At 71.2% G+C, this 14,570-nt stretch carries 7 protein-coding genes and 1 rRNA gene; 5 read left to right on the forward strand and 3 right to left on the reverse strand.

Annotated elements, in window-relative coordinates; translation table 11 throughout:
* Positions 1 to 102: 102 nt before the first annotated feature.
* Positions 103 to 3,531: an AfsR/SARP family transcriptional regulator gene (locus DCW30_RS12040; protein ID WP_076685451.1), complete on the forward strand. Its 3,429-nt coding sequence runs from the start codon at positions 103 to 105 to the stop codon at positions 3,529 to 3,531.
* A 110-nt stretch (positions 3,532 to 3,641) separates the two neighbouring features.
* On the opposite strand, the gene DCW30_RS12045 is transcribed toward DCW30_RS12040, so the two are convergent.
* Together DCW30_RS12045 and DCW30_RS12050 are read right to left on the reverse strand one after the other, a co-directional pair.
* Positions 3,642 to 5,606: a sigma-70 family RNA polymerase sigma factor gene (locus tag DCW30_RS12045; protein WP_076685452.1), complete on the reverse strand. Its 1,965-nt coding sequence runs from the start codon at positions 5,604 to 5,606 to the stop codon at positions 3,642 to 3,644.
* Between the two features lie 213 nt (positions 5,607 to 5,819).
* Positions 5,820 to 6,593: a TetR/AcrR family transcriptional regulator gene (locus tag DCW30_RS12050; RefSeq protein WP_076685453.1), complete on the reverse strand. Its 774-nt coding sequence runs from the start codon at positions 6,591 to 6,593 to the stop codon at positions 5,820 to 5,822.
* A gap of 372 nt (positions 6,594 to 6,965) precedes the next feature.
* On the opposite strand from DCW30_RS12050, the gene DCW30_RS12055 reads away from it, so the two are divergent.
* Together DCW30_RS12055 and DCW30_RS12060 are read left to right on the forward strand one after the other, a co-directional pair.
* Positions 6,966 to 8,360, forward strand: a complete 1,395-nt coding sequence (locus tag DCW30_RS12055; RefSeq protein ID WP_076685454.1) for an NAD(P)/FAD-dependent oxidoreductase — start codon at positions 6,966 to 6,968, stop codon at positions 8,358 to 8,360.
* Between the two features lie 196 nt (positions 8,361 to 8,556).
* Positions 8,557 to 10,230: an ATP-binding SpoIIE family protein phosphatase gene (locus DCW30_RS12060; protein ID WP_076685455.1), complete on the forward strand. Its 1,674-nt coding sequence runs from the start codon at positions 8,557 to 8,559 to the stop codon at positions 10,228 to 10,230.
* A 6-nt stretch (positions 10,231 to 10,236) separates the two neighbouring features.
* On the opposite strand, the gene DCW30_RS12065 is transcribed toward DCW30_RS12060, so the two are convergent.
* The gene (locus tag DCW30_RS12065; RefSeq protein ID WP_205576605.1) at positions 10,237 to 11,523 is read right to left on the reverse strand and encodes an MFS transporter; all 1,287 of its coding nucleotides are present in this window, start codon (positions 11,521 to 11,523) and stop codon (positions 10,237 to 10,239) included.
* Between the two features lie 134 nt (positions 11,524 to 11,657).
* Between DCW30_RS12065 and DCW30_RS12070 the strand changes: the two genes are divergently transcribed.
* On the forward strand, positions 11,658 to 12,206 hold the full coding sequence (locus tag DCW30_RS12070) for a MarR family winged helix-turn-helix transcriptional regulator (RefSeq protein WP_062782505.1): 549 nt from the start codon (positions 11,658 to 11,660) through the stop codon (positions 12,204 to 12,206).
* 686 nt (positions 12,207 to 12,892) lie between these two features.
* Positions 12,893 to 14,420: ribosomal RNA gene (locus DCW30_RS12075) — 16S ribosomal RNA — on the forward strand.
* Positions 14,421 to 14,570: the final 150 nt, after the last annotated feature.

The following is a 14,570-nucleotide window of genomic DNA, read 5'->3' on the forward strand; positions in this document are numbered from 1 at the left end:
CCGGGGGCTTTTGGGGCCGCGGGGCGGCCGGCGCCCCGCTCGCCCGCCGCCGCGCCGGGAAACTCCCGCGCCCCGTGGCGGCCGTGCGGGGAGAATGACCCGGTGCGGTACGGAATCCTGGGCGCCACCGAGGCGTACGACGAGCAAGGCGTCCCCCTGAGCGTGGGGGGCCGGCGGCTGCGCGCCCTGCTCGCCGTCCTCGCGCTGCACGCGGGCCGCGCGGTCCCCGTCGGCTCCCTCATCGACGAGGTCTGGGCGGACGATCCGCCGGCCGACGCCCCCGCCGCGCTCCAGGCCCTCGTCGGCCGCCTGCGCCGCGCCATCGGCAGGGACGCCATCGCCTCGGGCCCGGGTGGCTACCGCCTCGCGGTCGCCCCCGACGAGGTCGACCTGCACCGCTTCGAACGGCTCGCGCGCGAGGGCAGGGCCGCACTGGACCGCGCCGACCCGGAGTCGGCCGCCCGCACCCTGCGCGACGCGCTCGCCCTCTGGCGCGGCCCCGCCCTCGCCGACCTGCCCGACCGCGGCGGGGCGGCGCGCCCCGACGCCCTGCGCGGCGAGGCCGTCCGCGCGCGCATCGAGGCGGACCTGCTGCTCGGCAGGGCCTCCGACGTCGTGCCGGAGCTACGGCAGCTCACCGCCGACCGCCCGTACGACGAGCCGCTGCACGCCCTTCTGATCCGCGCCCTGCGGGCCGCCGGGCGCGGCGCCGACGCCCTCGCCGCCTACGCCGACACCCGCCGCGCCCTGGCCGAGGGCCTCGGGACTGATCCCGGCCCCGAGCTGCGGTCCCTGCATGAGCGGCTGCTTCGTGAGGGGGCTGGGGCCGACGGGGCCGGACAGCCCACCGGCCCCGCGGGATCGGCGGGCTCGGCGGGATCGGCCGAAGCCGCCGGGAGCGGGGAAGCGGCCGGGCCCACTCGACCGGCCGGGCCCGCCGAAGCCGCAACGGCCGGCGAAGCCACAGCGCCCGCCGGAGCCGCCGCGTCCGCCGAGCCCTCCTCACGGCGCCCCGCCGACCTCGCGAGGTCCGACGCCGCGAGGTCCGACCGTCTCGCTCGACCCGAGCGGAAGGGGAACATCCGTAACCGTTTGACCTCTTTCGTCGGGCGGGAACCCGAGCTCGGGGCCATCCGTTCGGACATACACAGAGCACGCCTCGTCACCCTCACCGGTCCCGGCGGCTCCGGCAAGACCCGCCTCGCCGAGGAAGCCGCCGCCGGGCATCCGCAGGCCTGGCTGGTCGAGTTGGCCCCGCTCGACCGGCCGGAGGCGGTGCCGGGCGCTGTCGTCAGCGCGCTCGGTCTGCGCGAGACCGTGCTGATGACCAGCGAGCTGACCGCCCCGCAGGACGACCCCCTCGCCCTGCTCGTCGAGTACTGCGCGTCCCGCGCCCTGCTCCTGGTCCTTGACAATTGTGAACATGTGATCGACGCGGCCGCCGAGCTGGCCGAGACCCTCCTCACGCACTGCCCCGACCTCACCGTCCTGGCCACCAGCCGGGAGCCGCTGGGGGTGCCGGGGGAGTCCGTGCGCCCGGTCGAGCCGCTTCCGCCCGACCCCGCGCACCGCCTCTTCGCCGAGCGGGCCACGTCGGTGCGGCCCGGGTTCGACGCGGAGGAGTCGGCCGGGGCCGTCGCGGAGATCTGCCGGCGCCTCGACGGCCTCCCCCTGGCGATCGAGCTGGCCGCCGCCCGCCTGCGGCTGCTCACCCCCCGGCAGATCGCCGACCGCCTCGACGACCGCTTCCGGCTCCTGACCAGCGGCGCCCGCACGGTCCTGCCCCGCCAGCAGACGCTGCGGGCGGTCGTCGACTGGTCCTGGGAACTGCTCGACGACGCAGAGCGGACCGTTCTGCGCGAGGTGTCCGTCTTCGCCGGGAGCTGGGACCTGCCCGCCGCCGAGGCGGTCTGCACGGGAGAGGCCACCGATCTCATCGGCGCCCTCGTCGACAAGTCCCTGATCGTGACCGTCGCGGACGGGCAGGGCGGCGGCATGCGGTACCGCCTCCTGGAGACCATCCACGAGTACGCGAGCGAGCGCGCCGCCGAGACCCCCGACCTGCTCGCGGACGCGGGGCGGCGCCACAGCGCGTACTTCCGCGCGCTGGTCGAGCGGGCCGAGCCCCTGCTCCGCTCCGCCGAGCAGCTGCCCTGGATCGGCCGCCTGGAGACCGAGCTCGACAACATCCGCGCGGCCATCCACCACTCGATCCAGACCCGCGACCTGCCGGCGGCCATCACGCTCGCCCTGAACACGGGCTGGTTCTGGTGGCTGCGCAACTTCCGCAGGGAGGGCCTTCAGTGGATGGAGCGCGTCCTGTCCCTGGCGCCGATCCCGCTGTCGGCGGGCGCGGCGGCGCTGCCGGACGAGGACGATCCGCTCTACTGGCCGTGGATGAAGCTCCGGCTCCTCCACCTCTTCCTGCTGGCCGAGTCCCGGCCCGCGGACGCGGGCCAGCAGGACGACACCCGGACCGCGTACGTCGAGGGGGTGCGGGACGCCTTCCGGCGGTCGGGCCCCCAGGCGGCCACGTTCCCGGGTCTGATCTGGGCGTTCACGGACCATTTCACCGGCGGCACGCTGGAGGACACCCGCCCCGCCGTCGACGTGACGGTCGAGAACTGCCGTCGGTACGGAGGGGACTGGGAGCTCTGCGTCATCCTGATGTTCCGCGTGCACATGGCCATCGACATGAGCGGCAACTTCTCGGGCGTCGACGAGGACCTGGCCGAGCTGGCGACGCTGAGCGGCCGGGTGGGCGACCGGTGGATGCACGCCCAGGTCAGCAGCGCCGTGGGCGAGGCCTCGATGGCCCGCAGCGACCACGCGGTGGCCCGCGCGGCTTACGAGGACGCGCTGCGCCTGGCCCACGAGGTCGGGGCGTACGCGGAGACGTCCTTCCTCCTGGCCCGGCTCGCCGAGATCTCCTACCGCGAGGGCGACAGGGACGGGGCCCTCAAGACGCTCGACGAGGCGAGCACCGAGGCCGAGCGGCACGGCGTGACGGAGGCACGGGCCTTCGTGTGGCTGCTGCGCTCGCTGATGGCCGCCGACGACGGTGAGGTGGCCAGGGCGCGCGAGATGTGCGCCAAGGTGCGGGACGAGCTGCGGTACGGGACGCCGCCGGTGCAGTTCAGGGCGGCTCTGCGCGGTGTGGAGGCACGGCTCCTCGCCGCCGACGCGGGTCCCGCAGCCGGCCTCGCGGAGCTGGCGGAAGCGCTGCGCGAGGCCGTGGAGGGGCAGTGCTCCGAGATGATCGTCGCCTCGCTGGTGGACTGGGGCGCCGCACTCGTGGGTGAACTGGGCGACCATGTGCGCGCGGTGCGCCTGCTCGCGGTCGGCACCCGGCTGCGGGGCGGACGCCCGCGACCGCGCCCCGACTCGACGGCGGCCGAGAGCGTCGTGTCCGCCGCCTCGGCCGCACTGGACGCCGGGCGGTACGAGGCGGCGACCGCCGCGGGCAGCGTCCTGACGACGGACGACGTGTACGAGGAGCTGCGAGCCGCGGCACACCGGCCCGGGGGCTGAACGCCACCCGAGCCCAGGCACGGCTTCGCCGCGCCCCCCAGCCACGACCGGCTCCGCCGCGACCGACACCGCCGCGACAGCTCAGCCACGACCGACTCCGCCGCGACAGCTCAGCCACGGCAGCTCAGGCGTGACTGGGCCCAGTCGGCGAGGGCGACCGTGTCGAAGGACGTGTGGGGTTCGACGACCAGCCGGATCGCCTCGCGCCCGGTGATGTCCACATGTGCGGGCGTCGCCGGGTCACCGCCGCTGATCAGCGGCGACCGCCACAGGCGCACCCCGTCCCCGTACACGGAGAAGCGGAGTCGGCCGATCCCCAGTGTCATGTCGTCGACGCCGACCAGCGCGTCGTACGTCGAGCAGCTGCGGTTCAGGTCGATCGTCACGGAGGACTCGCCGTGCACGGTGACGCCGTGCGCGTACCGCGTGTCGGCGACCGAGAGGCCCTGGCGCTGCCACACCCAGCTGCTGTCGGCGAGGCGCATCTCGGGCCCGGTGCCGTCGCCGGCGACGTCGTACCGCAGCGAGCTCCACTGGTAGACCACCGGGGCCGAAGGAGGGGACGGCGTGGGCGTCGGCCTCGGTTTCGGGGGTATGGGCTCGGGCTCGGGGGACGGCGGGGGCGGCTTCGGCCCGGATGTCTCCTCTGCCGGCGGCTCCGGTTCGGGCGCCGGAGCGGGCGGCGCGGGCGTGCGGGACGGTTTCGGCGGCGCCGACGGCGGGGCGGGCTCCGGCTTCGGCGCGGAGGACGGCGGCTTCTGCGGCACGATCGACTCGGAGGCCGCGGGCCCGTCGGCCCTGCGCGGCGGGTCGTCCTTCGGCTTGCCGCCCCCGCCGGTGAGGGCGATCGCCGCCGCGACCGCTGCCGCCACCACCACGCCGACCGCGATGCCGGCCTTCGCCGGGGCGCCGAGCCCCTCGGCCGCTGCGGCCCCGCCCGCGGCGGAGCCGCCGGAGGAACCGCCCACGGCGGCGCTCGCCGCGCCGGCCCCGGCGCTCGCCGCGGCGCCGCCGCCGACGAGCGCGACCACCTTCGCGTACCCGGCGGCGCCGAACCAGCCGATGACCGCGATCGGCACGACCGCGGGGATGCCGCCGGCGATGTCCTTGATCTGCCCCGCGGCCACGCGGCACTCGGCGCACTCCTCCAGGTGCTTGCGCAGGCCCCGCTCGGCGCGGGCGCGCAGGCCGCCGCGGGCGAAGGCGCCGAGCCGGTCGGCGTGGCGGGCGCACTCCTCGCTCCTGGTGAGCGTGGCGCTGACGTGCGCCTGGAGGTAGGCCCGTTTCAGTCCCTCGCGGGCGCGGCTGGCGAGCACCCGTGTGCCGTTCGCGTCGAGGCCGAAGAGTGTCGCGACGTCGCTCGGCGACTCGTCCTCGACCTCCGTGTGCCAGAGCACGGCCTGCCAGCGCTCGGGCAGGCTCAGGAAGGCCTGCATCGCCATGGACTGCTCGGCCTCGTGCATCGCGAGGACGTCGGCGCCCAGGTCCAGGGTGTCGTCGTCGGAGATCTCCTGGCCCCGCGCGGCCTGCGCCGCGAAGACCGCGAAGTCCTCGACGAGCTGTTCCCGTCTGGCCGACTTCGTCCATCCGGCGGCGACGCGTCTGACGGTGGTCAGGAGATAGGCGCGCACGGCGTGCTCGGGCCCGCTGCCGCCGCGTACGGCCTGGAGCATGCGGGCGAAGACCTCCGCGGTGAGGTCGTCCGCGGTGTGCGCGTCACGGCAGCAGGTGCGGGCGTAGCGCCGGACCGCCTCGGCGTGCCTGCGGTACAGCGTCTCGTACGCGGAGTCGTCGCCCGCCCGCATCCGCGTGATGAGGTCGGCGTCGGCCCGGGAGGCTTCCCCGGCGGCGGACAAGCGGGTGCCCGCGCCGCCCGCGCGCTGCGTGGGCACGCTGGGACCGGGCGGTGCTTTTGCCGGGGGCGCGGGAGGTCCGGCGGAGGCAGCCGTGCTGCCGGGCCCGCTCAGGGACGGCGTCTGCTCCGGCGGCGGGCCGCCGGTATCCGTGTCGCCGCTCGCCGGGACCGCCTCCCCGGCGGAGCCGTCGGACGGCTCGTCCCGACCGTCAGCACTCATCGCGGAACGCCCCCGTCCGCACGCTCTGTCCCGACCATCGGGAAACAGTGGCATACGGCCGTGCCCATGTCGGTGGCGTCGACAGGCAACCACCCGTCCGGGGTGAGTTCCCGCAATGGAGCACTACTCGTCACTCGTTCGGGGAAGGCTCAACACTTGGTGTCCACCGAGCGGTTGAGCCCTCCACCGAACCGAGCGCGTCGCGGCCGGCCGTCACACGGGGCGCGACCTGAGCCCTTCGAGCAGGATGTCGAGCAGTCGCGACGAGGCGGCGGCCTGCTGGGCGGCGTCCGGCAGCGAGGGCGCCGCGGTGGCTATCACCAGCAGGACGTCCGAGACCGTGACGTCCGGACGCAGCTCACCCGCCTCACGGGCCCGCTCGACGAGACGGCCGACGACGTCGAGGAGCGTCGCCGCCCCGGCGTCGTCGCCCGCGCCCAGGGAGGCGGACTCCTCAGCGGGCGCCTGGCGCTGTTCCACGAGGCGCAGTTCGGGGGAGCCCGGGGACGACTGCCGCTGCTGCGGCACCCGTGCCCCGTCCTCGGGGGCGGCGTCCTCGACGCCCACCCGCAGCACCTGGGGCGGCAGCAGCCGCCCCGCCCCCGAGGCCACGGACGTCCGAAGGAAGCGCGAGAGCGCCGACCACGGTTCGTCCTCCTGCCCGAGCGCCGCACGCGCCTGGTCCGTCAGCCGGGAGGTCTCCTCCTCGGCTATGCGCCGGACCAGGACGTCCTTGCTCGGAAAGCGCCGGTAGACGGTGCCGACACCGACCCGCGCGCGGCGCGCCACGTCCTCCATCGGCGCGCCGTAACCCAGCTCGCCGAAGACCTCGCGTGCCGCACGAAGCACGTGTTCGAGATTGCGCTGTGCGTCGACACGCAGCGGTGTCGTGCGCGCTCCTTCCCCCATGTCGCGTCCGCTTCCGCCCGGGCCGACGGCTGAGGCCGACGCGGCAGCGGAAGTCCAGTGAGTCTCCTGAATGTGCATACACGTTCCCCCGGTAATGACGTCTCCCCCCGGAGACACTCCCCGCCATTGACAACCGGCGTGTGAGGAGTGAACCCTGCCGCGGGCCCGAAACTCGGCCCGACGAGCGCATCCCCCGACACCCCGACGTCCCACGAACATAGTTGAGCCGGAGTCAATTCAGAAGGGGTGGGTTCCGCACGGTGCGCCCCCCGATCGGAGTACGCACCGTTTCAGGCCTTATCGCACCCTGGGCCCCTCCCCTCTCCACCCGGGATGACCTGCGTGTCTTCCGTCCGTCCCGGCCGACTCCCGCACACCTGCCGCGCGCCGCCTCCGGTCACACAATTCGCCGGGCCTGTGGACAAACTCCGGGCCCGGGTGCGTCATGGGATGGTGAAGGCTGCGATCTCCCGGGGGACGACCCCCGGCACCCCGGACCGTGTGCGCGTCCTCGTCGTCGGCGGGGGCTACGTCGGCATGTACACCGCACTCCGCCTCCAGCAGAAACTGAAGGCGGAGCTCAGGCGGGGTGCGGCCGAGATCGTGGTGATCACGCCCGATCCGTACATGACCTATCAGCCGTTCCTGCCCGAGGCGGCGGCCGGCTCCATCTCACCGAGACACGTCGTCGTCCCGCTGCGCCGCGTCCTCGACAAGTGCCGCATCGTCATCGGCGAGGTCGAGTCCGTGAACCACGCCAAGCGCACCGCGACCTTCACGACGCTCGCCACCGAGGAGGAGGGCACGGGCCCCGTCGACATCCCGTACGACGAACTGGTCATGGCGCCCGGCTCCATCGCGCGCACCCTGCCGATCCCCGGGCTCGCCGAGTACGCCATCGGCTTCAAGACCGTCGAAGAGGCCATCGGGCTGCGCAACCACGTCATCGAACAGATGGACATCGCCTCCTCCACCCGCGACCCCGCCATCCGCGACGCGGCCCTGACCTTCGTGTTCGTGGGCGGCGGCTACGCGGGCGTCGAAGCGCTCGGCGAGCTGGAGGACATGGCGCGCTACGCCTCGCGGCACTACCACAACATCAAGCCCCATGACATGAAGTGGATCCTCGTCGAGGCCATGGGGCGCATCCTGCCCGAGGTCGGCGAGGAGATGGGCAAGTACACCGTCGGCGAGCTGCGGCGACGCAATATCGACGTACGCCTGGAGACACGGCTCGAATCGTGCGAGGACCGGGTCGCCGTCCTGAGTGACGGCTCGCGCTTCCCCACCCGCACCGTCGTGTGGACCGCGGGCGTCAAACCGCATCCCGTGCTCGCCGCCTCCGACCTGCCATTGAACGAACGCGGCCGGCTGAAGTGCACCCCGGAGCTGACCGTCGAGGGGACCACGCACGCGTGGGGCGCGGGAGACGCGGCCGCCGTCCCCGACGTCACCGCCGACGAGACCGGCAAGGAGTGCGCCCCCAACGCCCAGCACGCCGTACGCCAGGCCAAGGTCCTCGGCGACAACATCGTGGCGTCCCTGCGCGAGCGGCCGCTCCAGCGGTACACGCACGCGTACGTCGGCTCGGTGGCCTCCCTGGGACTGCACAAAGGTGTCGCGCACGTCTACGGACGCAAGCTGAAGGGCTACCCTGCCTGGTTCATGCACCGCGTCTACCACCTGAGCAGAGTGCCGACCGTCAACCGCAAGTCCCGGGTGCTCGCCGAATGGACCCTGTCCGGACTGTTCAAGCGAGAGATCGTCTCCCTGGGATCGCTCGAACATCCCCGTGCGGAGTTCGAACTGGCGGCCGGTCACAAGCCCCCGAAGGAGTCCTCCTGACCGGAGTCAGGAACTCCCGACCCGGGCCCGGCGTCTGACGGGTACCGGCCGGGTCCGGCGAATGCCGGACCGGCGGGTCAGACTGTGCGTGTGACCATGGCCCGGCCGCGAGGCCGGCCCTGGGACACCCGCCCTCGACACGCTGTGTTTTCGATCCCGAAGCCGATCCAGAAGCGACACCACGAGGCCTAACGCAGTGAACTTCACGCGCTGGAGCGCCCGGCTCCCCGGAACGCAGCGCCGCGCGGCGGCGCGGACCGAGCAGACGGTCCCCGCGGCACCGCGCGGGGACGGCTCCGTCCCCGCCGCCCGCGCCGAGCGGCTCTCCGACAAAGCCCGCACCACCACCCCGGTCGACGGCGTCGACGCCCTGCCGGTCCGCGAGGTGCTCGACCGCGTCCCGGCCCTCGTCGCCCTCGTGTACGGCGCGGACCACCGCGTCGCCTACGTCAACGACTCCTATGTGACCGCCTTCGGGCCCCGCCCCCTCGGCGAGCCCGCGCGCGAGGCACTGCCGGAACTGGCCGAGCTGGGCCTCTTCCCCCTGCTCGACCAGGTCCTGCGCAGCGCGAAGCCGCGGACCGTCAAGTCCCGCAAGGCGGCGAGCGGCCGTTCGTACACGTTCACGTGCACCCCGGCGACGCCGCCCTTCGGCGGCCCCGCCGCGCACGCCGGGCAGGGCGGCGGCGTCCTGGTCTTCGCCGCCGACGTCACCGACCACGCCGAGGCCGCCGAGCGCCTGCGCGCCAGTGAGCGCGCCCAGCGCGAGACGGCCGTCACCCTGCAGAAGTCACTCCTGCCCCAGGAGCTGGAGCAGCCCGACGACCTGCGCATCGCCGCCACGTACCAGCCGGGCGGCACCGAGGCCGCGGTCGGCGGCGACTGGTACGACGTGATCACCCTCGGCGGCGGACGCACCGCCCTGGTCATCGGCGACGTCATGGGCCGCGGGGTGCGCGCGGCGGCCGTCATGGGCCAGCTCCGCACCGCCGTCCGCGCCTACGCCCGCCTCGACCTGCCCCCGCACGAGGTCCTGCAGCTCCTGGACGGCCTCGCCTCCGAGATCGACGCCATGCAGATCGCCACCTGTGTCTACGCGGTGCACGACCCGAACGAAGGCAGCCTCTCCTACGCCTCCGCGGGGCACCTCCCCATCCTCGTACGCGACGAGAGCGGCGTGATCCACCGCGCCGAGGAGCCCACGGGCCCGCCGCTCGGCACCGGCGGCTGGCAGCACACGTCGGGGTCCGTGCCGCTCGGGCCCGGTTCGACCGCTGTCCTCTACACCGACGGCCTGGTGGAGCGGCGCAGCGAGGACATCGACGAGGGAGTGGCGTCCCTGGAGCGCGCCCTGGCCGGCGCCACCGGCACGCCCCAGGTGGTGTGCGACCGCCTGATCCGCGCCCTCGGGGTGACCGCCGACCACGACGACGACGTGGCCGTCCTGGTCCTCCAGCACCCCGCGCGCACCGGCTCCGACGCGGAACTCTTCCGCAACGCCACCCTGGAGCTCCTCGGCGGGATCGAGGCGGCGCCACGCGCGCGTGCCTTCGCCACCGGGGTCCTCGCGAGCTGGCGCTTCGCCCCCGACCTGCACGACCTCGGGGTCCTCGCGGCCAGCGAACTGGTCGCCAACTCCCTCCAGCACGGCACGCCGCCGATGCGCCTGCGGCTGCGCCGCACCGACCGCAGGCTGATCATCGAGGTGACCGACGGCGACGAGCACATGCCGCGCCGCCGCCACGCCGAGCCCGCCGACGAGGCGGGACGCGGCATCGCCATCGTCGCCACGATCGCGTCGAACTGGGGCTCGCGCCGCACCCCGGGCGGCGGCAAGGCCGTCTGGTGCGAGTTCGCACTGCCCGAGTAGCGCGCTCTAGGCGTTGGCCGCAGCGGCGGGCTCGGTGGCCGGACCGCCCTGCGCCACCACCGGGCTCTTGGCCAGCGAGGGCTGGTTCTGCACCGGCGTGAGCCGCCGCCCCAGACGCACCGCGAGCACCGTGATGCCCAGCGAGAACAGCACGAACGTCACGATGTACGGGACGTGCAGCGCGGCGCCCATCGGGCCGCCCACGGCCGGGCCGACCGCGAGGGCCAGCTGCTTCACCAGCGCGAACGCCGAGTTGTACTGCCCGACCATGCCGGCCGGCGCCAGATCGGCGACCAGCGGCGCGACGGTCGGCGACAGCATCGCCTCACCGAGCCCGAACAGCGCGTACGTGGAGATGAACGCGGCCGTGGCCATCGCCTGGCTGCCGTGGCCGACGCCCGCGTACCCCGCGAGGAGCCAGGCGAAGGCCCAGATCAGGCCCACGGCGGCGATCACCCGGGACCGCTTGCGCCGCTCGACGAACTTCAGGACGGCGAACTGCGCGATGACGATCATCGCCGTGTTGGCGGCCAGCGCGATGCCCAGCGTCGAGGCCGAGATGCCGGCGGCCTCCACGCCGTACGCCGAGAGGCCCGACTCGAACTGCCCGTAACAGGCGAAGAAGATCACGAAGCCGAGCACGCAGAGCTGCACCATGGCCTTGTGCCCCAGGAGCGCGCGCATGCCGCCCCGCGGCGCGGACGCGTCCTTGGGCATGGCCTCCTGGAGGTTCGGCGCGTGCGGGAGACGCACGGTCAGCGCGATCGCCGCGAGCACCAGGAACATCACGGACTCGATGGAGAACAGCAGCAGGAAGCTGTCGGGGCGGCTCTCGTCGACGATCTGGCCGCCGATCAGACCACCGATGCCGAGACCGAGGTTCTGCAGGAAGAACTGCATCGCGAAGGAACGCGTACGTGTGGCGGGCGTCGACGACCAGACGATCATCGTCGCCAGCGCCGGCTGCATGACCGCCGTGCCCGCGCCGAGCAGGGCCGCGGCGAGGATCGCCGTCGGCTCGCTGTTCGCCAGGCCCAGCGCGACCGCGCCCACGGACGCCACGACCGCCGCGCCCACGAGCACCGGTAGGGGGCCGCGACGGTCGATGACGCGGCCGGTGACGGGCAGGACGATCAGAGCGGCCATGGCGAACGCGGCGAGCACGATGCCCGCCGTACTGGCTCCCAGTTCCCGCACCTGCGCCACGTAGACGTAGAGGAACGGGACCGTGAAACCGATGCCGAACGCGCTCAGCGCGCTGCCTGCCTGGATTCGACGCATCGCTGCGCCCATCGCCCTGGTCACTTTCACCTGCCTTGGGAGTGTGGTGAAGCCTTAGAGATGAAGACTTCGAAGCTAAAGTTCAGAGCTAAACTGTACACACCGAAGCACTTCAACGCCAAGTGGGCCCGTGCCATACTCGGCCCATGGGTGACACCCCCGGCCCAAGTGAGCCGACACTTGAAGAACAGATCGCCGCGTACCAACGGGAGTTCCAGGACCTAGACCCCCAGGTCGAGGAGATCGTCTCGGCCCTCGGCCGCCTGAACCGCCGTATGAACGTCGCCTACGGCCGCCAGACCGCGACCCTCGGAATAAGCAACGCCGAGTGGGAGGTCCTCAAGGCCCTCGTCCTGTCCGGCGCCCCGTACCAAATGGGTCCGGGCGAGCTGGCCAAGCGGCTCGGGCTCACGCCGGCCGCCATGACGCACCGCATCGACCGCATGGTGGCGGAGGGGCTGGTCACCAGGGACCGCGACGAGAGCAACCGCGTCCGCGTGATCGTGGAGCTCACCGCGGAGGGCCGCGAGAAGTGGCTGGAGGCGATGCGCCTCGCCACGGTCTTCGAGGAGGACCTCCTCCAGGACCTCTCCCAGGAGGAGCGCGGAGCCCTGGGCGAGGTGCTGACCCGGCTCCTGCGCCGTGTGGAGGACGCCCAGCCGGACGCCGGCGGACGCCTCAACGACCTGGACTGACCGGCCGTTTGACGCCCCGCCTGCCGGGCAAGGGGGTGGGTTGACAGCAACCCGCTCGATCCGTAGAGTTCTTCGGGTTGCCACGGGGCCGTAACGGTTCTGCGACAGCAACTCCCCGCCGCGGGTAGCGGCAAAACAAACTCTGCACGACCTCCCAACGGAACGCATTCGGCATGCCCGAATTCAATTCCACGGCTCGATTATGAGTCGCCGGGAAAACCCGCTAGAGTTTGAGACGTCGGAACGGCCCAACAGCCGCGAGGACAACCCCCGCTGACTGGGAATCAGGCCCGAAAGGATCTGATAGAGTCGGAACGCCGGAAAGGGAAGCGCGAGAGCCGAAAGGCCGAGCGGGAACCGGAAAGGCACCGAGGAAATCGGACACGAAAGAGTCTGATAGAGTCGGAAACGCAAGAACAAAAGAAACACCGAAGGGAAGCGCCCGGAGGAAAGCCCGCAAGGGTGAGTACAAAGGAAGCGTCCGTTCCTTGAGAACTCAACAGCGTGCCAAAAGTCAACGCCAGATATGTTGATACCCCGACTCACTTCGGTGAGTTGAGGTTCCTTTGAAAAAGTCCTGTACGGCATGACCGTGCAGGCAGCACAGCGAGGACGCTGTGAACCGGGGGGATTATTCCTCTCCCTGGTTCCGCTCTCGTGGTGTTCATCCCGGTAACGGGAAAACATTCACGGAGAGTTTGATCCTGGCTCAGGACGAACGCTGGCGGCGTGCTTAACACATGCAAGTCGAACGATGAAGCCCTTCGGGGTGGATTAGTGGCGAACGGGTGAGTAACACGTGGGCAATCTGCCCTTCACTCTGGGACAAGCCCTGGAAACGGGGTCTAATACCGGATAACACTCTCTCTCGCATGGGAGAGGGTTGAAAGCTCCGGCGGTGAAGGATGAGCCCGCGGCCTATCAGCTAGTTGGTGAGGTAGAAGCTCACCAAGGCGACGACGGGTAGCCGGCCTGAGAGGGCGACCGGCCACACTGGGACTGAGACACGGCCCAGACTCCTACGGGAGGCAGCAGTGGGGAATATTGCACAATGGGCGAAAGCCTGATGCAGCGACGCCGCGTGAGGGATGACGGCCTTCGGGTTGTAAACCTCTTTCAGCAGGGAAGAAGCGAAAGTGACGGTACCTGCAGAAGAAGCGCCGGCTAACTACGTGCCAGCAGCCGCGGTAATACGTAGGGCGCAAGCGTTGTCCGGAATTATTGGGCGTAAAGAGCTCGTAGGCGGCTTGTCACGTCGGTTGTGAAAGCCCGGGGCTTAACCCCGGGTCTGCAGTCGATACGGGCAGGCTAGAGTTCGGTAGGGGAGATCGGAATTCCTGGTGTAGCGGTGAAATGCGCAGATATCAGGAGGAACACCGGTGGCGAAGGCGGATCTCTGGGCCGATACTGACGCTGAGGAGCGAAAGCGTGGGGAGCGAACAGGATTAGATACCCTGGTAGTCCACGCCGTAAACGGTGGGAACTAGGTGTGGGCGACATTCCACGTCGTCCGTGCCGCAGCTAACGCATTAAGTTCCCCGCCTGGGGAGTACGGCCGCAAGGCTAAAACTCAAAGGAATTGACGGGGGCCCGCACAAGCGGCGGAGCATGTGGCTTAATTCGACGCAACGCGAAGAACCTTACCAAGGCTTGACATACACCGGAAAGCATCAGAGATGGTGCCCCCCTTGTGGTCGGTGTACAGGTGGTGCATGGCTGTCGTCAGCTCGTGTCGTGAGATGTTGGGTTAAGTCCCGCAACGAGCGCAACCCTTGTCCCGTGTTGCCAGCAAGCCCCTTCGGGGGTGTTGGGGACTCACGGGAGACCGCCGGGGTCAACTCGGAGGAAGGTGGGGACGACGTCAAGTCATCATGCCCCTTATGTCTTGGGCTGCACACGTGCTACAATGGCCGGTACAATGAGCTGCGATACCGCGAGGTGGAGCGAATCTCAAAAAGCCGGTCTCAGTTCGGATTGGGGTCTGCAACTCGACCCCATGAAGTCGGAGTCGCTAGTAATCGCAGATCAGCATTGCTGCGGTGAATACGTTCCCGGGCCTTGTACACACCGCCCGTCACGTCACGAAAGTCGGTAACACCCGAAGCCGGTGGCCCAACCCCTTGTGGGAGGGAGCTGTCGAAGGTGGGACTGGCGATTGGGACGAAGTCGTAACAAGGTAGCCGTACCGGAAGGTGCGGCTGGATCACCTCCTTTCTAAGGAGCACTTCTAGGCTGCTTCGGCAGTCCAGGGGCCAGTTCATCAGCGAACGTCTGATGCTGGTTGCTCATGGGTGGAACGTTGACTACTCGGCCTGGTTTCCGGGTCGGAGGCTGCAAGTACTGCTCGTCAGAGCGTGGAAAGCA

The organism is Streptomyces alfalfae, assembly GCF_004127445.1.
In the GTDB taxonomy this organism is placed as follows: Bacteria; Actinomycetota; Actinomycetes; order Streptomycetales; family Streptomycetaceae; genus Streptomyces; species Streptomyces alfalfae.

Bases quoted from the DNA above. Each gene is read 5' to 3' on its own strand.
- DCW30_RS12045 (WP_076685452.1), bottom strand. From the start codon at position 5,606: ATGAGTGCTGACGGTCGGGACGAGCCGTCCGACGGCTCCGCCGGGGAG.
- DCW30_RS12070 (WP_062782505.1), top strand. From the start codon at position 11,658: ATGGGTGACACCCCCGGCCCAAGTGAGCCGACACTTGAAGAACAGATC.
- DCW30_RS12055 (WP_076685454.1), top strand. From the start codon at position 6,966: ATGGTGAAGGCTGCGATCTCCCGGGGGACGACCCCCGGCACCCCGGAC.
- DCW30_RS12050 (WP_076685453.1), bottom strand. From the start codon at position 6,593: ATGCACATTCAGGAGACTCACTGGACTTCCGCTGCCGCGTCGGCCTCA.
- DCW30_RS12065 (WP_205576605.1), bottom strand. From the start codon at position 11,523: ATGGGCGCAGCGATGCGTCGAATCCAGGCAGGCAGCGCGCTGAGCGCG.